The following is a 17,799-nucleotide window of genomic DNA, read 5'->3' on the forward strand; positions in this document are numbered from 1 at the left end:
GACGGCACAGATACTGCATATGCTAGAGCGGAGCCCCGAATGGCGTATCGTCGGGGGAGTCGGCCCGGCGGCCGGCGTCATCGCTTTTCCGTTCTCAGGAAAGAGGAGCAACGGCTATGCAGGATGTTTTGGGTAATCTTGCCGGCGTGTCGTCGGCGGATACATCGGGAAGCTGGTCGGAAAAGGCGGATCTGGGATTGAACATCGTCATTGTCGATGACCAGATGTCTGCGCGGACGATGTTGCGCCACGTCATCGAGGACATCGCACCGGAATTGAAGGTCTACGATTTCGGTGATCCGCTCGACGCGTTGGCGTGGTGCGAGGCCGGACGGGTGGATCTGTTGCTGCTCGACTATCGCATGCCGGGCATGGATGGCCTGGAGTTCGCCCGGCGTCTGCGCCGGCTGCCCAGCCATCGCGATATCCCGATCATCCTGATCACCATCGTCGGCGACGAGCCGATCCGCCAGGCCGCGCTGGAGGCGGGCGTGATCGACTTCCTGGTCAAGCCGATCCGTCCGCGCGAACTGCGCGCACGCTGCGCCAATTTGCTGCAGCTGCGTCAGCAGAGCGAAAGCGTCAAGCAACGCGCGCTGTCGCTGGAGCAGCGTCTGCTGGCCAGCATGAACGAGGTCGAAGAGCGCGAACGCGAGACGTTGTCGCGGCTGGCGCGCGCCATCGAGTACCGCGACTCGGGCACCAGCGCCTTCCTGGAGCGCATGTCGCACGTGGCCGGCCTGATCGCCGAGCAGCTCGGATTGTCCGAGGAAGAAGTGCGCATCATCGAGATGGCCGCGCCGCTGCACGACATGGGCAAGATCGCCATTCCCGATGCGGTGCTGCTCAAGCCGGGCAAGCTCACCGACGACGAGATGAGCATCATGAAGCGGCATCCGCGCATCGGCTACGAGCTGCTCAGCGGCAGCCAGAACCGTTTCATCCAGGTCGGCGCCTTGATCGCGTTGCGTCACCACGAGCGTTACGACGGCACCGGCTACCCGGATGGGCTGGTTGGCGAAGCGATTCCGCTGGAAGCGCGCATCGTGGCGGTGGCCGACGTCTTCGACGCGCTGCTGTCGCCGCGCCCGTACAAGGAGGCATGGACCATGGACGCCGCGCTGGCCTATCTGTATGCACAACGCGGTCGCCTGTTCGACCCGCGCTGCGTGGATGCGCTGCTACGCGGTCGCGCGCAGCTGGACCAGATCTGCGGCGAATTCTCGACCGCATCGGCACGACCCGGGGTGTGAGGCAATGAATCCGTTCGGAAGGATCCGGCAGCGGTTGATGCATCGACCCGACAGCGAACATGGTCAGGCGATCGTCCGCATCGTGCTGATCAGCCTGATCCTGGCGTATGTCCTGCTGCCGGGTGTCCGGCACAGCCTGCCGCCGCACCAGCACACCGGCGTTCTGGTCATTGTGCTGACGGGCCTGAGTCTCGGACTTGCGTTGTTCGGGTGGCTGCTGTGGCGGCCCGGGCGCTCGGATGCGCGTCGCATCCTGGGCATGTTGGCCGATTACGGCTTGATGGCGGCCGGCATGATCCAGATGGGCGAGCCGCTAGCCTGGGTCTATGTCGTGGTGATGTGGGTCACCGTCGGCAACGGCCTGCGCTACGGCAACCGCTATCTGTACCTTGCGGTGGGAATGGCGGTAGTGAGCTTTTCCACGACGCTGTGGATGACCGACTACTGGCAACGCAACCAGCGGCTCGGTATCGGGCTTGCCGTTGGTCTGGCCGCCGTTCCGTTGTATTTCTCCAGCCTTCTGCGGCAGTTGACCCGCGCCACCGCCGAGGCGCGCCGTGCCAGTGAGGCCAAGAGCCGCTTCCTGGCCAACATGAGTCACGAGTTTCGGACACCGCTCAATGGCCTGTCCGGCATGACCGAGGTATTGGCAACGACGCGTCTGGATAGCGAGCAGCGCGAATGCCTGAAGACCATTCAGGCATCGACACGCAGCCTGCTGGCGCTGGTAGAGGAGGTGCTGGACATCTCGGCCATCGAAGCCGGCAAGCTGCGGATCAACACGTCCGACTTTGCGTTGCAGGACATCCTGCAGGCAATCGGTCTGATCCTGGAGCCACAGGCCAGGGCCAAGGGGCTGCATTACCAGACAGCCGTGGCTGCCGACGTGCCTTCGCGTGTGCACGGGGACGCGGGACATCTGCGGCAAATCCTGCTCAACCTGGTCGGCAACGCGGTCAAGTTCACCGACCACGGCAGTGTCCAGTTGAAGGTGGCGGCCACCGAGGCCAGCGGCCGTGGCGGTTTGCTGCTCCGTTTTGAGGTGCTCGATACCGGCATCGGTGTGCCGGTCGATATGCGTCCGCGTTTGTTCGAGGCGTTTGAACAGGCAGATACCGGACTGGCGCGCCGGTTCGAAGGCAGTGGCCTGGGAACCACGATCGCCAGGGGACTGGTCCAGTCGATGGGGCGCGCGATCGGGTTCGAGGAAAATCCCGCGGGCGGCAGCTTGTTCTGGTTTGAACTGCCGTTTGGCCTGGCGGCCGCCAAGCCCGTAGCAACGCCATCGCCTGTGCTGCATGAGGCGGAGTCCACGATACCGGGCAACGTGATTGCGTTTGCCGATCCGTTTCTACGTCACCGTGCCCGCGTGCGCAGCATGCATATCCTGGTGGCGGACGATCATCTGGCAAATCGCCTGGTTCTGCAGCGGCTGCTGCAGAAAGCAGGCCATCGCGTGACCTGCGTTGACGGCGGCGAGGCCGTACTGGATGCATTGGCCGAGGCAGACTTCGACGCGGCCATCGTCGACTTGCACATGCCCGGTGTCAGCGGTCTGGACATGTTGAAGCAGCTCAGGGTGATGCAGGCGGGCGGTATGCCGGGCACCCCGGTCGTGGTGTTGAGCGCCGATGTCACCCCCGAGTCGATCCGCAGCTGCGAGCAGGCGGGCGCCTATGCCTTCCTGGCCAAGCCGGTGGCGGCGATCAAGCTGCTGGATACGCTGGCCGACATCGCCGTCAACCAGAAACTGCGTCAGGCCGACCCGGCCATCGCTACCCGCAGCCCGGCGCCGAGTGGCGCCGTCCTCGACCCTGCCGTGCTCGACGAGCTGGCGGAACTGGGGATGGGGAATGAGTTCGAACGCGAGTTCATTCAACAATGTCTCAGCGATGCCGCAGCTTGCGTTGTCCAGCTCGGCAAGGCGGCGGCGGACCAGGACTGGGCACGTCTGCGCGAGCATGCTCATGCGGTCAAGGGCGTTTCCAGCAATCTCGGGCTGGTGGCGCTGGCCGAACAGGGAGGTGAGTTGATGCGCCTGCCGGAAGCGCAGCTGCGCGCAGAATGGAGCCAGAGGCTGGAGCAGCTGAAGACGGGGTTGACACTCGGGCGTGAGGCGCTTGCTCAACGCGCACAGAACAAGTCCGACGGCGGAGTCAGCGGGAATGGCGACCGCGGCTAAGTGAAGCCCGGCGATAGGCCGGGCCTGATTCCCCCAGTACTGGATCCACCAAATCAGGCGGCACTTGCGCCAGCGCGGCGATTCTGTGCCTTGACCAAACGGTCCATCGTGCGCAGTGATTTCTCGCTCAGTGCCAGGGCAGTGTCGACCCAGACCTCGGTAATGCGCAGCAATTCGTCGTAAGGCACCGCCTGCGCGAGGTTGCGTGCGGCGTTCATCGCCAGATAGGCGTGGGAGATGCGCTTTTGCTGGCGAATCAGCGTTTCGGTGGCAACGACTCCCTGGCCCTTGGGGACGAGCACGTCCACGATTCCCATCGCATGCATTTCCTCGCTGCTGTAGATGCGTCCGTCGAGAATGATTTTTTCTGCCAGTTGGGGCGACACGCGACGGCACAGGAACGAATACGCGCCCATGCCCGGAAACAGACCGAACAAGACCTCGGGCAGTCCCATCCCGATGCCTTCTTCGGCCACGATGGTGTGGCAGGCCAGGGCCATCTCCAATCCACCTCCCAATGCATCGCCTTGCAGCAGCGCAATGCTGCGCACGTCCCCGCCAAAGCCGACATGCAGGTGATGGACGCCTTCCACGCAGCGGGTGGCATAGCGCATCAACTGCTCGCGGTTTTGGTCGCGGATCAGGCGTGCAAACAGGTCCAGATCGCCGCCTAAATTGAAGGCGGTGGAGTCGGATGCAAGCACGAAGTGGCGTAGTTCACCACTGCGCCGCTCATGCGGGGCGCGGGTGATGGATCCCATGACATCCCATATGTCGTCCAGCAATTCGGGACTGCAGCAGGGACGGATGCCAAAACGCGCATTGGCATGCATGAACAACCAGTGGGTGCCATCGGCGGCCGACGCATCGACCCGAATGGTGGAGTGGGGGCGGCCGATCGAAATCTTTTCAACGGTATTCATGGGCGTGATCCTGGAAAAGCCCGCGATGGGAGAGTGGACGCCGGCGGGCGCGCGCGATCCACTCCGAATCGATGCTACACCGGCACTATCTCCATGAACGCTGAGGGCTTCCTTTCTACCCGGTGAGCCCTGTGTGCTGAATCTTTCAGCGAATGTCTGCAAACAAATGCAGTTTATTGTGGATTACCCAGTGCTGAAATTATCTGTCTGGTCATTGGCCTGTGGTTTCCTGCAGGGCTTCCCTGGCCGGTGTTATCAACCGCAAAGTGCGTGCCTGCATTTGCGGGTGTCAAAAATGCGGATATAACCAGGTGCAAACCGGCCATCATTCCGGCATGCCCGTGGTCGCATACCACTCGTCTGAGACGCGTGAACCGTCCGAAGCGTGCAAAAGCAGACGCCCGCAAGGCCTGGAGGCAGTGCGGGCGTGGGATGGCAGCCGGGTGGCCGTCGATCTGCGGTGGCGCCGGGGGATTATCCCTTGGGCGCATCCCGCAGTTCGCGGCGCAGGATCTTGCCGACATTGGTTTTCGGCAGTTCCTTGCGGAACTCGATCACGCGCGGCTGCTTGTAGCCGGTCAGGTTGGCGCGGCAGTGCGCCTTGACCGCATCGGCGGTCAGCGCAGGGTCCTTCTTCACGATGACGGCCTTGACGATCTCGCCGGACTTCTCGTCCGGTACGCCGACAGCGGCCACTTCCAGCACCCCGGGCATTTCGGCGATCACGTCCTCGATCTCGTTCGGGTAGACGTTGAAGCCGGACACCAGAATCATGTCCTTCTTGCGGTCGACGATGTAGACGAAACCCTGCTCGTCCATCCGTGCGATATCGCCGGTGTGCAGCCAGCCGTCGGCATCCATGACCTTGGCGGTTTCTTCCGGCTTCTTCCAGTAGCCCTTCATCACCTGCGGGCCCTTGATGCACAGCTCGCCGATCTCGCCCAGCGGCAGCATCGCGCCGGCGTCGTCCTTGATGCAGGCATCGGTGGACGGAATCGGCAGGCCGATCGAACCGTTGTAGTCCTTCAGGTCCATCGGGTTGATGCAGGCGGCAGGCGAGGTTTCGGTCAGGCCGTAGGCCTCGACCAGGGTCAGGCCGGTGACCTTTTTCCAGCGTTCGGCGACCGACCGTTGCACCGCCATGCCGCCGCCAAGGGTCATCTTCAACGTGGAGAAATCCACCTGGTCGAAGCCGGGCGTATTGAGCAGGCCGTTGAACAGCGTATTGACGCCGGTGAAGGCGGTGAAGCGGGTCTTCTTCAATTCCTTGACGAAGCCGGGCATGTCGCGCGGATTGCTGATCAGGTGATTGCAGCCGCCGATCTTCATGAAGACCAGGCCGTTGGCCGTCAATGCAAAGATGTGGTACAGCGGCAGCGCGGTGATCACCACCTCGGCGCCTTCTTCCAGCTTGCCGGTGCCGGCAAGCCACTGGTGGGCCTGCTGCATGTTGGCCACCAGATTGCGGTGGGTGAGCATCGCGCCCTTGGCCACGCCGGTGGTGCCGCCGGTGTACTGCAGGAAGGCGATGTCATCGGGCTCGATCTGCAGCGTCGGCACGCTGTGCTTGCGGCCCAGCGCCAGTGCGTCGCGAAACCGGATCGCGCCCTTGATGCGGTAATCGGGCACCAGCTTCTTGACGTACTTGACGACGAAGTTGACCAGCGCCGCTTTCGGGAAGCCGAGCATGTCGCCCAGGCCGGTGGTGATCACCTGCTTGACCGGGGTGTCGGCGATGACCTGCTGCACGGTGGTGCCGAAGTTGTCGATCACCACCAGCACGCTGGCGCCGGCGTCGATCAGCTGATGCTTCAGCTCGCGCGGGGTGTAGAGCGGATTGACGTTGACCACGGTCAGGCCGGCACGCAGGATGCCGAAGGTGGCCACCGGATACTGCAGGCAGTTGGGCATCATCAGGGCGACGCGGTCGCCTTTCTTCAACTGCAATTCGCCAAGCAGATAGGCGGCGAACTGCTCGACCAGTTGATCGGCTTGCCGATAGGTGAGGGTCTTGCCGAAGCTGTGATACGCGGGGCGGTCGGCGAACCGTTTGACCGAGGTGGCGAACACCTCGGCCACGGTCCGGAACTGCTCCAGATCGATCTCGGCGGCAACGCCGGCCGGATAACTTTGCAACCAAGGACGTGCCTGATTCATCTGCCCCCCTCCAGGGTGTTCGCTACGTGACGCGGTGTGTTCCACGGCGCTACAACAGCTGGCAGCATACCGTCATGGATGGAAAAGGCGAAGCGTGATGCAGGGCAGCATTCAAGCGCGGTGGCGGGTCGGGTTGGTTGCGATTTGCATCGTGGGTCTGGTCGGTTGCACGCGTGCCGCACCGGAACAACGGCTGCGCGCAACGCTGGAGACGATGCACCAGGCGATCGAAGCGCGCGACATCGGCGAGGCGATGGCGCCGGTGGCCGAGGATCTTGTCGGCGACCAAGGACTGGACGCAGCCGGCCTACGGCGATTGATGCAGCTGCAGATGCTGGGCAATCGCCGCATCGGCGTGACCCTGGGGCCGGTGGATGTGCAACTGCACGATGACACCGCACGCGTGCGTTTCACCGCGCTGCTGACCGGCGGCAGCGGGCGCTGGCTGCCCGAGCAGGCACAGACCTACCAGGTGACCACCGGCTGGCGCTTGCAGGACGGCGACTGGCAGCTGTATCACGCGCAGTGGGAGCCGACCGGGCACTGATGCCGCGATTCTGGAGCGCGCATCGCCGGTGGGCGCGGTGGGTATTGGATGGCAAGGTATTTCCCCGCTGCGCTGCATTCGCGTGCAGCGCCCGTCCGCCTCCGATGACTGCTCACCTGTCCGGCAATACGAGGTTCTGATTGCCCAAAACCCCACTCCCGCCGGGCGGCGGGAGTGGGGTCATGCTTACAGGGCAGCGCGCTGCGATCAGGCCGCCTTGCGGGCAGCCAGTTGACGCAGCACGTACTGCAGCAGGCCACCGTGCTTGAAGTACTCCACTTCCTTGGGCGTCAGCAGCAGCACCTTGACCTGGAACTGCTTGACGCTGCCGTCGGACTTCTTCGCATCCACCGTGGCACGACGGCTGGCGCCGTCCTGCAGGCCGGTGATGTCCAGCACCTCCGAACCATCCAGGCCCAGGGTCTGGGCGTTTTCGTTCTCCAGGAACTGCAGCGGCAGCACCCCCATGCCGACCAGGTTGGAGCGGTGGATACGCTCGAAGCTCTCGGCGATCACCGCCTTGACGCCGAGCAGGTTGGTGCCCTTGGCCGCCCAGTCACGCGAGGAGCCGGTGCCGTATTCCTTGCCGGCCAGTACCACCAGCGGCACGCCGTCGGCCTTGTACTTCACTGCCGCATCGTAGATCGCCAGTTTTTCCGGCGCCGCGCCATCCTTTCCGTAGTACAGCGTGTTGCCGCCTTCTTCGCCGCCGAACATCAGGTTCTTGATGCGGATGTTGGCGAAGGTACCGCGCACCATCACGTCGTCATTGCCGCGACGGCTGCCGTAGCTGTTGAAGTCGGCCGGTTGCACGCCACGCTCCTGCAGGAAGCGGCCCGCCGGCGAATCCTTCTTGATGTTGCCGGCCGGCGAGATGTGGTCGGTGGTGATCGAGTCGCCGAACAGGCCCATGATGCGCGCGCCGTGCACGTCCTCGACGTGGCCGACCTGCATGGTCATGCCGTCGAAGTAGGGCGGGTTCTTGATGTAGGTCGAGGCCGCGTCCCATTCGTACAGCGCACCGTCCGGGGAGGCGATGGTGTTCCAGCGGCTATCGCCCTTGAACACGTCGGCGTAGTTCTGCTTGAACATTTCCGGGCCGACGGTGGCGGCGATGGTGTCGCCGATTTCCTTGTTGCTCGGCCAGATGTCGCGCAGATACACCGGCTGCCCGTCGCTACCGGTGCCCAGCGGATCGGTGGTGAGGTTGATGTCGGTGGTACCGGCGATCGCGTACGCCACCACCAGCGGCGGCGAGGCGAGGTAGTTCATCTTCACTTCGGGATGTACGCGGCCTTCGAAGTTGCGGTTGCCCGACAACACCGAAGACACCACCAGGTCGTCCTTGGCGATCGCCGCAGACACATCGTCCGGCAGCGGGCCGGAGTTGCCGATGCAGGTGGTGCAGCCGTAGCCGACCACGTAGAAACCGAGCGTTTCAAGATCGGCGAGCACGCCGGCCTTGCTCAGGTAATCGGTGACCACGCGCGAGCCCGGCCCGAGCGAGGTCTTCACCCACGGCTGCGCCTTCAGCCCCTTGGCCGCCGCGTTACGCGCGAGCAGGCCGGCGCCCAGCATCACTGCCGGGTTGGAGGTGTTGGTGCAGGAAGTGATCGCGGCGATCACCACCGAGCCGTCGCGCAGCTGCCAGCCGGCGCCGCTGTCGGTGGAACTCTCGGCCTGCGCTGCCTTGGCGCCGACCGCAGTGCCGCCGCCGCCTTCGTTCTTCAGCCGGTCTTCCTGCTTGATGTCGGTCAGGCGCTTGCTGCGCGCATCCACGAACGGCTTGAGGCTCTCGCGGAAGTTGGACTGCATGTCTTCCAGCAGCACGCGGTCCTGCGGGCGCTTGGGGCCGGCCAGCGACGGCTTGACCTCGCCCATGTCCAGCTCCAGCGTGGCGCTGTACTGCGCCGGCGGGGTGTTGGCGTCGTGCCACAGGCCCTGCGCCTTGGCATAGGCCTCGACCAGCGCGATCTGCTCCTCGCTGCGGCCGGACAGGCGCAGATAGGTCAGCGATTCGTCGTCGACCGGGAAGATGCCGCAGGTGGCGCCGTACTCCGGTGCCATGTTGCCAATGGTGGCGCGGTCGGCCAGCGGCAGATGCTGCAGGCCTTCGCCGTAGAACTCGACGAACTTGCCGACCACACCGGCCTTGCGCAGCATCTGGGTGACGGTGAGCACCAGATCGGTGGCGGTGGCGCCTTCGGGCAGCTTGCCGCTGAGCTTGAAGCCAACCACCTGCGGAATCAGCATGGACGAGGGCTGCCCCAGCATTGCGGCTTCGGCCTCGATGCCGCCCACGCCCCAGCCCAGCACGCCGATGCCGTTGATCATGGTGGTGTGGCTGTCGGTGCCGAACACGGTGTCCGGGTACGCGATCTGTGTCCCGTCCTTGTCCGCGCTCATCACCACACGCGCCAGATTCTCCAGGTTCACCTGGTGGACGATGCCGGTGTTGGGTGGTACCACCTTGAAGTTTTCGAACGCCTTCTGGCCCCAGCGCAGGAAGCCGTAGCGTTCCTGGTTACGCTGGAATTCGATCTTGCCGTTGAGGTCGAGCGCATCGGCCGAGCCGAATACGTCCACCTGCACCGAGTGGTCGATGACCAGCTCGGAGGGGATCTGCGGGTTGATCTGGTCGGCGTTGCCGCCGAGCTTGACCACGGCATCGCGCATCGCGGCCAGGTCGACCACGCACGGCACGCCGGTGAAGTCCTGCAGCACCACGCGGGCGGGCATGAAGGCGATTTCGATATCGGGCTCGGCGGTGGGGTCCCACTTGGCGACCGCTTCGATGTGGTCCTTGCCGACGGTGACACCGCCGTCCTCGTGCCGGAGCAGGTTCTCCAGCAGGATCTTCATCGAATAGGGCAGGTGGCCGATATCGAAGCGCTCGCCCAGCTTCGGCAGGCTGTAGTACGCGTAGCGCTTGCCGTGGACCTCAAGCGAGGTGCGGGTGGAAAAGGAATCGCTCATGCATCACTCCTATGGCTGCAGGCTGTAGGTCTGTTTGGAACAGTGTGACCAATTCAGTGTGTACGTTCGGTTGCAGGACAGGGTATGTGGCCTTGAGTACGACAAGTCAAGTATGTAAAATCGGCGCATACTTTCTGCCGGGGCCACCTCCATGGAAGCCACAGTTGCCGAACGCGGGCAGATCACGCTGCCCAAGGCCGTGCGCGATGCCCTGGGACTGACCAAGGGCACCACGCTCAAGATCGAGCTCGACGGCGGGCGCATCATCCTGCGCAAGGACGTCAGCGAGGCGCTGCGCAAGGTGCGCGGCAAGTTCAAGCTGGTCGACGGGCTGACCAGTACCGACGAGGCCATGCGCGCCATCCGTGGCCGCGCCCCCGGGGATCCGTTCGACCCATGATCGCCCTGGATTCCTCGGTGCTGCTCGACATCCTGGTCGGCGATGCGGTCTACGGCGAGGTGTCGGAGATCTGCATCGGCGATGCGCTGGCGCGCGACGAGGTGGTGGTCTGCGATGCGGTGGTGGCCGAGGTGCTGGCCATGCTCGATACCCAGGTCGACCTGATGGAGACCCTGGCCTCGATCGGGGTGCGTTACGAAGCCACCCAGGAAGCGGCGGCAGTGCGCGCCGGCCATATGAACAAGCGCTTCCGCGCGCGCGGCGGCAAGCGCGAGCGGGTGGTGGCCGATTTCCTGATCGGCGCCCACGCGATGCTCCAGTGCGACGGGTTGATCACCCGCGACGAGGGCTTTTTCCGCGACTACTTCAAGGGTTTGAAGATCGTTGTCCCCAAACCCGCACGCTGATCCACGTTTCGCGTTTACACATTCACTGTTGTCTTTCGGAGAATCCGCATGTTGGAAGCCTATCGCCACCACGTTGCAGAGCGCGCCGCGCTCGGTATCCCGCCGCTGCCGCTGACCGCGCAGCAGACCGCCGAGGTCATCGAGCTGCTGAAGGCTCCGCCGGCGGGCGAAGAAGCATTCCTGGTCGAGCTGCTCAGCCAGCGCGTGCCGGCCGGCGTCGACGACGCTGCCAAGGTCAAGGCCTCGTACCTGGCCGCGGTGGCCTTCGGCACCGAAAAAACCGCGCTGATCAGCCCCACGCGTGCGACCGAGCTGCTCGGCACCATGCTGGGTGGCTACAACATCCAGCCGCTGATCGATCTGCTCGACAACGCCGAGCTGGGCGCCACCTCCGCCGAGGCGCTCAAGCACACCTTGCTGGTGTTCGACGCCTTCCACGACGTGCAGGAAAAGGCCGAAGCCGGTAATGCGCATGCCAAGGCCGTGCTGCAGAGCTGGGCCGATGCCGAGTGGTTCACCAGCAAGCCGGAAGTGCCGCAGAGCATGACCGTCACTGTGTTCAAGGTGCCGGGCGAGACCAACACCGACGACCTGTCGCCGGCCCCGGATGCCACCACGCGCCCGGACATCCCGCTGCACGCGCTGGCGATGCTGAAGAACAAGCGCGACGGCGCGGCCTTCGAGCCGGAAGAAGACGGTAAGCGCGGCCCGATTCAGGCCATCGCCGATCTCAAGGACAAGGGCCATCTGGTCGCCTACGTGGGCGATGTGGTCGGTACCGGTTCCTCGCGCAAGTCGGCGACCAACTCGGTGCTGTGGTGGACCGGCGAGGACATTCCGTTCATTCCGAACAAGCGCTTCGGCGGCGTGTGCCTTGGTTCGAAGATCGCCCCGATCTTCTACAACACGATGGAAGACGCCGGCGCGTTGCCGATTGAGCTGGACGTGTCGCAGATGGAGCACGGCGATGTGGTCGAGCTGCGTCCGTATGACGGCAAGGCGCTGAAGAACGGGCAGGTGATCGCCGAGTTCGCGATGAAGTCGGACGTGCTGTTCGACGAAGTGCGCGCCGGTGGCCGCATTCCGTTGATCGTCGGCCGCGGCCTGACCGCCAAGGCGCGCGAGTTCCTGGGCCTGCCGGCTTCTGACCTGTTCCGCCTGCCGATGGACCCGCCGGACACCGGCAAGGGCTTCTCGCTGGCGCAGAAGATGGTCGGCCGCGCCTGCGGCTTGCCGGAAGGCCAGGGCATGCGCCCGGGCACCTATTGCGAGCCGAAGATGACCTCGGTGGGCTCGCAGGACACCACCGGCCCGATGACCCGCGACGAGTTGAAGGACCTGGCTTGCCTGGGCTTCTCGGCCGACCTGGTGATGCAGTCGTTCTGCCACACCGCGGCCTATCCGAAGCCGGTCGACGTCAAGACCCACCATACCTTGCCGGAGTTCATCTCCACCCGAGGCGGCGTGTCGCTGCGTCCGGGCGATGGCGTGATCCACAGCTGGCTCAATCGCATGCTGCTGCCCGACACCGTCGGTACCGGTGGCGACTCGCACACGCGTTTCCCGATCGGCATTTCGTTCCCGGCCGGCTCCGGCCTGGTGGCCTTCGCCGCCGCCACCGGCGTGATGCCGCTGGACATGCCCGAGAGCGTGCTGGTGCGCTTCAAGGGTGAGATGCAGCCGGGCGTGACCTTGCGTGACCTGGTCAATGCGATCCCGCTGTATGCGATCAAGGACGGTCTGCTGACCGTGGCCAAGCAGGGCAAGAAGAACATCTTCTCCGGCCGCATCCTGGAAATCGAAGGCCTGCCGAACCTGAAGGTGGAACAGGCGTTCGAGCTGTCCGACGCCTCGGCCGAGCGTTCGGCGGCCGGTTGCACCGTGCACCTGGACAAGGCACCGATCATCGAATACCTGACCAGCAACATCACCCTGCTGCGCTGGATGATTGCCGAAGGCTATGCCGATGCGCGCACGCTGGGCCGCCGCATCAAGAAGATGGAAGAGTGGCTGGCCGATCCGCAGCTGCTGCAGCCCGATGCCGACGCCGAGTACGCCGCCGTCATCGAGATCGACCTGGCCGACATCCACGAGCCGATCGTGGCGTGCCCGAACGACCCGGACGACGTCAAGACGCTGTCCGACGTGGCCGGTGCGGCGATCGACGAGGTGTTCATCGGTTCGTGCATGACCAACATCGGTCACTTCCGTGCCGCCGCCAAGTTGCTGGAAGGCAAGCGCGATATCCCGACCCGTCTGTGGGTGGCGCCGCCGACCAAGATGGACGCCTCCGAGCTGACCAAGGAAGGCCATTACGGCACCTTCGGCGCTGCCGGCGCGCGTATGGAAATGCCGGGCTGCTCGCTGTGCATGGGTAACCAGGCGCAGGCACGCGAGGGCGCCACGGTGTTCTCCACCTCCACGCGTAACTTCCCGAATCGTCTGGGCCGCAACACCAACGTCTACCTGGGTTCGGCGGAACTGGCGGCGATCTGCTCGCGTCTGGGCCGCATCCCGACCAAGGACGAATACATGGCCGATGTGGGCGTGATCAAGACCAGTGGCGATCAGATCTACCGCTACATGAACTTCGATCAGATCCAGGAATATCAGGACGTGGCCGACACCGTCGCTGCCTGATCCAGCTGGTTGATCACGTGTTCGAAAACGCCCGGCAATGCCGGGCGTTTTTCGTTATTCGGGCGACGACTTCGTTTTAGCTGCGCAATGCCGGGAGTTAAGGCAATCGCAGTTAACTCGGCTGTCGCATTGCAACAAAAATCTGAAGTCGGGAGGTCTAGAGTGGCGCCGCTCCCATCGCTCTGATTGATCTCCAATGCCCACTTGCACGATCGCTGGTCAAACGCTGCACTACGCACAATACGGTCAAGGGTTTCCGGTGTTGCTTGGCCACAGTTATCTCTGGGACGCGGCCATGTGGGAGCCGCAGGTCCAGGCGCTTTCGCAGCACTATCGGGTCATCGTTCCCGAGTTGTGGGGGCACGGGCAATCGGCAGCGCTGCCAGCGGGCACGCAGACGGTTGGCGATCTTGCCAAGCAGATGCTGCTGTTGCTGGATGCGCTGGAACTGCCGCAATGCGCGGTGGTCGGCCTGTCGGTCGGCGGCATGTGGGGCGCCGAGCTGGCGCTGCTGGCACCGGAGCGCGTGCGCAGCCTGGTGCTGATGGATACCTTCCTGGGTGCCGAGCCGCAGGCCACGCAAGCGCGTTACTTCGCTTTGCTCGATGCGATCGAAGCGGCCGGGCAGGTGACGCCTGCGTTGATCGAGGCGATCGTGCCGATCTTTTTCCGCCCCGGCATCGATCTGAATTCCGCGCTGCCGGCTGCGTTTGCGCAGCGTCTGGCCGCGCTGTCGGCCGAGCAGTTGCGCACCTCGATCGTGCCGCTGGGCCGGCTGATCTTCGGGCGCGCGGATCGTTTGGAGGCGATGTCCGCGCTGAATCCGGCCAGCACCTTCCTGCTCGGCGGCGCAGACGATATTCCGCGCCCGCCCGAAGAGCTGTGGCTGATGGCCGAGGTGATCGGTTGCGACTACGAGCTGATCCCCGATGCCGGGCACATCGCATCGCTGGAGAATCCGGCGTTCGTCACTGCGCAGTTGCTGGGTTGGTTGAAGCGCACCGTGGCATCGGATTCGACGCGGATGCAAAGGCGCGCGCTTGAAGGCAGCGTTCAGGCACAGGCACCGCTCTATTAATGTGCTGCTGATCTGGCGATCAGAACGACACCATGCATTGCTTGCAAGCATGAGCACCGGCCACCTCACCTGGTCCTCGCCAGCCCACCGTCGCCGGACCTTACGCGGCATGGATGCCGCGTAAGAGCCTACAAGGACGTACTTGCGGCGTGTCCTGCGATGGTGTGCGGGCAAGGGCCCTGCATCGAAGCGCCAGATCAGGTGCTTTGTGTTCGCTTCTTCCATATCGTGCAGCCTGAGCTCAGGACAACCTGCGTTTGAGCTCTGTCTGCCGTTTCAAACCAGCAAAGCCGGTTGGTCGAGGGCGCGATGCCCTCACCACTTCCGGGACACGCCGTGAATCCGTCCATGGAGGCTCCTTGGCGGCATTCATGCCGCCAAGGGTCCCGGAACCGGTAAGGACATCACGCCTCCTAAGTCGGTCGTGCACTGATGCAACCGCAAAAGCGAGATGACCTAAGCGAGGCCATTTAACGCAACGGCTTTGTCGCCTGCATGCATGGGTGCATGGCTATTTAGCGGTAGGAGCAAACCCAAGCAACTTGCGGCCCGCCTTCGACGGAAATTTTTGGAATTCAGACCACGTCGGCCAGATCACAAGGACCATGGAACCACCGCTGTGTCTGATCCACAGGCCGCGGCTACTGCTGTTGCCATGCACACCGACCATCACGACTGGTCCTTGCCCGCCCACCGTCGCGGGACCTTACGCGGCATGGATGCCGCGTAAGCGCCTACAAGGACGTACCTGCGGCGTGTCCTGCGAGGGTGGGCGGCAAGGGCCCTGCACAGAAGCACCAGATCAGATGCTTTGCCTTCTGGCAGTTTGCTTCGATCTGCTGATGCGAGCGTAAAACGCTATGAGAACAGCCTGCCAAACCACGACATAGTTGTCGTGAGCCGCCCTAAGGCTGCGCACCCAACCAGGCTTCCAGTGCCGCCGCCGGCAATGGCCGCGAAAACAGATAGCCCTGCAGCACTTCGCAACCGAGGTCGGCGAGGAACAGGCGTTGGGCTTCGTTTTCCACGCCTTCGGCAACCACGTGCTTGCGCAGATGCTCGCCGATGCGCAGCACCGAGGTGGTAAGGGCGCGGGCGTCTTCGCTGTGTTCGATGTCGCGCACGAAGCTCATGTCCAGCTTGAGTTCGTCGATGGGCAGGCGATGCAGGTGGCTCAGGCTGGAATAGCCGGTGCCGAAGTCGTCCAGCGACAACGAGATGCCGGCTTCGCGGATGGCGTGCAGGTTTTCCAGGACGCCGGGTTGCCCGGAGAGCATCACGCTCTCGGTCATTTCCAGCGTGAGGTCGGAGGGCTGCGCGCCCATGTCGGCGATCAGGCGCAGCAGGTCGCTGAGCATGCGCGGGCTTTCGAAGCTGCTTGCCGACAGGTTCACCGACACGCGCGACACCGGCACGCCACGCTTGCGCCAATCGGCGATCTGCCGGCAGGCGCTGCGCAGCACCCAGTCGTTGAGCTGCGGCATCATGCCTTGTTCTTCTGCCACCGGCAGGAACCGCGCCGGCGATATGGCGCCCATCTGCGGATGATTCCAGCGCAACAGCGCTTCCACGCCGTACAGCGCGTGCGGTGCGGCGCTATGCAACTGCGGTTGGTAGTGCAGTTGCAGCTGATCGCGGCCGATGGCCTGGCGCAGCTCCGCTTCCAGCGCAACGCGCTCCTGCGCCATGCGGTTCATGTCGGAACTGAAGAAGCGGAACCGTCCGCCGCCTTCCTGCTTGGCGCGATTCATGGCCAGATCGGCATGCCGCAGCAGGATGTTGATGTCGCGGCCATCTTCCGGAAACATCGCCACGCCGATACTGGCCGACGGATGCACGGTCATGTGCCCGACCGGCAGCGGCCTGGCAATGGTGCCTAGCACGCGTTCTGCGGCGGCACTGGCCTGCTCGGCGCTGCATTGCGGCAGCGCGAGTGCGAATTCGTCGCCGGCCAGGCGCGCCAGCATGGCGGTGGCGGTCAGCTGTTCGCCAATGCGCAAGGCGATGTCGCGCAACAACCCGTCGCCGGCGGCATGGCCCTGGCTGTCGTTGATCAACTTGAAGCGGTCGATGTTGATGAACATCAACGTGGCCGGTTCGCCGGCGTATTCGGCCTGCGTCAGGGCTTGCTCGGCGCGTGCGCTGAACATGATGCGGTTGGGCAGGCCGGTCAGCGCATCGTAGAACGCCAGTTGATGCACGCGCTGGCGGATCTGTTCGCGTTCCAGCGCCAGCGTGCACAGTTGCTGGCACAGATCGGTGAGGCGTACGTGCCAGGCATCGGCACGCTGCGCCTTGCGGTAGTACAGCGCGAAGGTACCGAGCACGCGTGCGCTGTTGGAGCGGATTGGCGTGCTCCAGCACGCGCGCAAGCCCATCGGCAGCAAGAGTTCGCGGAATTGCGCAAACAGCGGGTCGGTGGCGATGTCTTCCACCATCACCGGGCGGCCGCGCCAGGCGGCCGTGCCGCAGGCGCCTGCACCCGGCGCGATCTTCAAGCCGTTGACCGCATCGGCATATTCCGGCGGCAGGCTGGGGGCAGCCAGCGAGTGCAGGCAGCCCTGATTGTCCGCGCTCATGACCGTGGCCAGCACGTCCGGTGCGATGCGCTCGACCTCGGTGCAGATCAGTGTCATCACCTCGATCAGCGGCCGCTCCTGCACCAGCGCCTCGAGTACGCGGTGCTGCAGCACCTCATGCATCTTGGTGTCGGTGATGTCGGTCAGCACCGCCACGTAATGCGATGGCAGATGCCTGGCGTCGTAGATCGGATTGAAGTTGAGCGAGATCCACAGCGGCGTGCCGTCCTTTCGGTACACCAGCAGGTCGGCCTGGGTCTGCTGCAACGCGTCGGCGCGGTCGCGGACGCGCGCCACTTCTTCCTGGTCGCTTTGCGCGCGGGTGAGCACGTCCGACGGACGCTTGCCTACCAGTTCGGCTTCGGTATAGCCGAACATGCGCTGGAAGCCCTCATTTGCGTAGAGCAGGCGCGATTGCAGATCGCAGATCAGGATCGCACTGCTGCTGCCGTCCAGCGCTTCGGCCAGCAGGCGTGAGCGCGTGGCGTCGGGATGTTCGTCGGGCCTGGTTATGCCAGCGGTGAGCGGGCCGGGCTTGATCGTCCCGGGAGCGGGCGCGTGATCTGCCGGCGCATCCGCCGTCGCCAGCGACGCGGTTCCCGTAATGCCGGGAGCCGCCGCCTGTTCGGTCGGATGCGGGAGACGGGCCATCATGCC

At 64.3% G+C, this 17,799-nt stretch carries 11 protein-coding genes; 7 read left to right on the plus strand and 4 right to left on the minus strand.

Going from position 1 to position 17,799, the window contains the following annotated elements; all coding sequences use genetic code 11:
- The first annotated feature begins 116 nt into the window (after nt 1-116).
- Nucleotides 117-1,253, plus strand: a complete 1,137-nt coding sequence (rpfG, locus tag XARJCFBP2528_RS03000) for a cyclic di-GMP phosphodiesterase response regulator RpfG (protein ID WP_026064477.1) — start codon at nt 117-119, stop codon at nt 1,251-1,253.
- A gap of 4 nt (nt 1,254-1,257) precedes the next feature.
- Nucleotides 1,258-3,435 (plus strand): response regulator, encoded by a 2,178-nt coding sequence (locus tag XARJCFBP2528_RS03005; RefSeq protein WP_047124294.1) that lies wholly within the window; start codon nt 1,258-1,260, stop codon nt 3,433-3,435.
- 53 nt (nt 3,436-3,488) lie between these two features.
- Here the strand turns inward: XARJCFBP2528_RS03005 and XARJCFBP2528_RS03010 are convergent, their stop codons facing one another.
- Both XARJCFBP2528_RS03010 and rpfB read right to left on the minus strand, forming a co-directional pair.
- On the minus strand, nt 3,489-4,358 hold the full coding sequence (locus XARJCFBP2528_RS03010; protein ID WP_016903176.1) for a crotonase/enoyl-CoA hydratase family protein: 870 nt from the start codon (nt 4,356-4,358) through the stop codon (nt 3,489-3,491).
- A 474-nt stretch (nt 4,359-4,832) separates the two neighbouring features.
- The gene (gene rpfB, locus XARJCFBP2528_RS03015) at nt 4,833-6,515 is read right to left on the minus strand and encodes a fatty acyl-CoA ligase RpfB (protein ID WP_026064479.1); all 1,683 of its coding nucleotides are present in this window, start codon (nt 6,513-6,515) and stop codon (nt 4,833-4,835) included.
- 97 nt (nt 6,516-6,612) lie between these two features.
- Here rpfB and XARJCFBP2528_RS03020 point away from each other — a divergent pair, with 97 nt between their 5' ends.
- The gene (locus tag XARJCFBP2528_RS03020) at nt 6,613-7,062 is read left to right on the plus strand and encodes a Cif family virulence factor (RefSeq protein ID WP_016903178.1); all 450 of its coding nucleotides are present in this window, start codon (nt 6,613-6,615) and stop codon (nt 7,060-7,062) included.
- Nucleotides 7,063-7,269: 207 nt separating this feature from the next.
- Here XARJCFBP2528_RS03020 and acnA read toward each other — a convergent pair whose 3' ends face one another.
- A complete protein-coding gene (acnA, locus tag XARJCFBP2528_RS03025) occupies nt 7,270-10,038 on the minus strand; it encodes an aconitate hydratase AcnA (protein WP_016903179.1) in 2,769 nt (922 codons plus the stop codon).
- Nucleotides 10,039-10,189: 151 nt separating this feature from the next.
- Between acnA and XARJCFBP2528_RS03030 the strand changes: the two genes are divergently transcribed.
- The 4 genes from XARJCFBP2528_RS03030 (at nt 10,190) to XARJCFBP2528_RS03045 (ending at nt 14,563) form a co-directional block, all read left to right on the plus strand.
- Nucleotides 10,190-10,438 carry an AbrB/MazE/SpoVT family DNA-binding domain-containing protein gene (locus XARJCFBP2528_RS03030; RefSeq protein WP_016903180.1) on the plus strand — a complete coding sequence of 83 codons (249 nt, stop codon included), beginning with the start codon at nt 10,190-10,192 and terminating at the stop codon, nt 10,436-10,438.
- On the plus strand, nt 10,435-10,845 hold the full coding sequence (locus XARJCFBP2528_RS03035; RefSeq protein ID WP_016903181.1) for a type II toxin-antitoxin system VapC family toxin: 411 nt from the start codon (nt 10,435-10,437) through the stop codon (nt 10,843-10,845). Before XARJCFBP2528_RS03030 ends, XARJCFBP2528_RS03035 begins: the two co-directional genes overlap by 4 nt.
- 48 nt (nt 10,846-10,893) lie before the next feature.
- Entirely contained in the window at nt 10,894-13,485 is a 2,592-nt protein-coding gene (gene acnB / locus XARJCFBP2528_RS03040; protein WP_047124295.1) for a bifunctional aconitate hydratase 2/2-methylisocitrate dehydratase, read from the plus strand.
- Between the two features lie 196 nt (nt 13,486-13,681).
- Complete coding sequence (locus XARJCFBP2528_RS03045) at nt 13,682-14,563, plus strand: alpha/beta fold hydrolase (protein ID WP_230724079.1); 882 nt, start codon at nt 13,682-13,684, stop codon at nt 14,561-14,563.
- A gap of 905 nt (nt 14,564-15,468) precedes the next feature.
- Here the strand turns inward: XARJCFBP2528_RS03045 and XARJCFBP2528_RS03050 are convergent.
- On the minus strand, nt 15,469-17,796 hold the full coding sequence (locus XARJCFBP2528_RS03050) for a sensor domain-containing protein (protein WP_016904730.1): 2,328 nt from the start codon (nt 17,794-17,796) through the stop codon (nt 15,469-15,471).
- Nucleotides 17,797-17,799 lie beyond the last annotated feature (3 nt).

It is taken from the genome of Xanthomonas arboricola pv. juglandis, from assembly GCF_001013475.1.
Classification (GTDB): domain Bacteria; phylum Pseudomonadota; class Gammaproteobacteria; order Xanthomonadales; family Xanthomonadaceae; genus Xanthomonas; species Xanthomonas arboricola.

Coding starts and splice junctions, on each gene's coding strand:
- XARJCFBP2528_RS03035 (WP_016903181.1), top strand. CDS start 10,435: ATGATCGCCCTGGATTCCTCGGTGCTGCTCGACATCCTGGTCGGCGAT.
- rpfB (WP_026064479.1), bottom strand. CDS start 6,515: ATGAATCAGGCACGTCCTTGGTTGCAAAGTTATCCGGCCGGCGTTGCC.
- XARJCFBP2528_RS03030 (WP_016903180.1), top strand. CDS start 10,190: ATGGAAGCCACAGTTGCCGAACGCGGGCAGATCACGCTGCCCAAGGCC.
- XARJCFBP2528_RS03020 (WP_016903178.1), top strand. CDS start 6,613: ATGCAGGGCAGCATTCAAGCGCGGTGGCGGGTCGGGTTGGTTGCGATT.
- XARJCFBP2528_RS03045 (WP_230724079.1), top strand. CDS start 13,682: ATGCCCACTTGCACGATCGCTGGTCAAACGCTGCACTACGCACAATAC.
- XARJCFBP2528_RS03005 (WP_047124294.1), top strand. CDS start 1,258: ATGAATCCGTTCGGAAGGATCCGGCAGCGGTTGATGCATCGACCCGAC.
- XARJCFBP2528_RS03010 (WP_016903176.1), bottom strand. CDS start 4,358: ATGAATACCGTTGAAAAGATTTCGATCGGCCGCCCCCACTCCACCATT.
- acnA (WP_016903179.1), bottom strand. CDS start 10,038: ATGAGCGATTCCTTTTCCACCCGCACCTCGCTTGAGGTCCACGGCAAG.
- acnB (WP_047124295.1), top strand. CDS start 10,894: ATGTTGGAAGCCTATCGCCACCACGTTGCAGAGCGCGCCGCGCTCGGT.
- rpfG (WP_026064477.1), top strand. CDS start 117: ATGCAGGATGTTTTGGGTAATCTTGCCGGCGTGTCGTCGGCGGATACA.
- XARJCFBP2528_RS03050 (WP_016904730.1), bottom strand. CDS start 17,796: ATGATGGCCCGTCTCCCGCATCCGACCGAACAGGCGGCGGCTCCCGGC.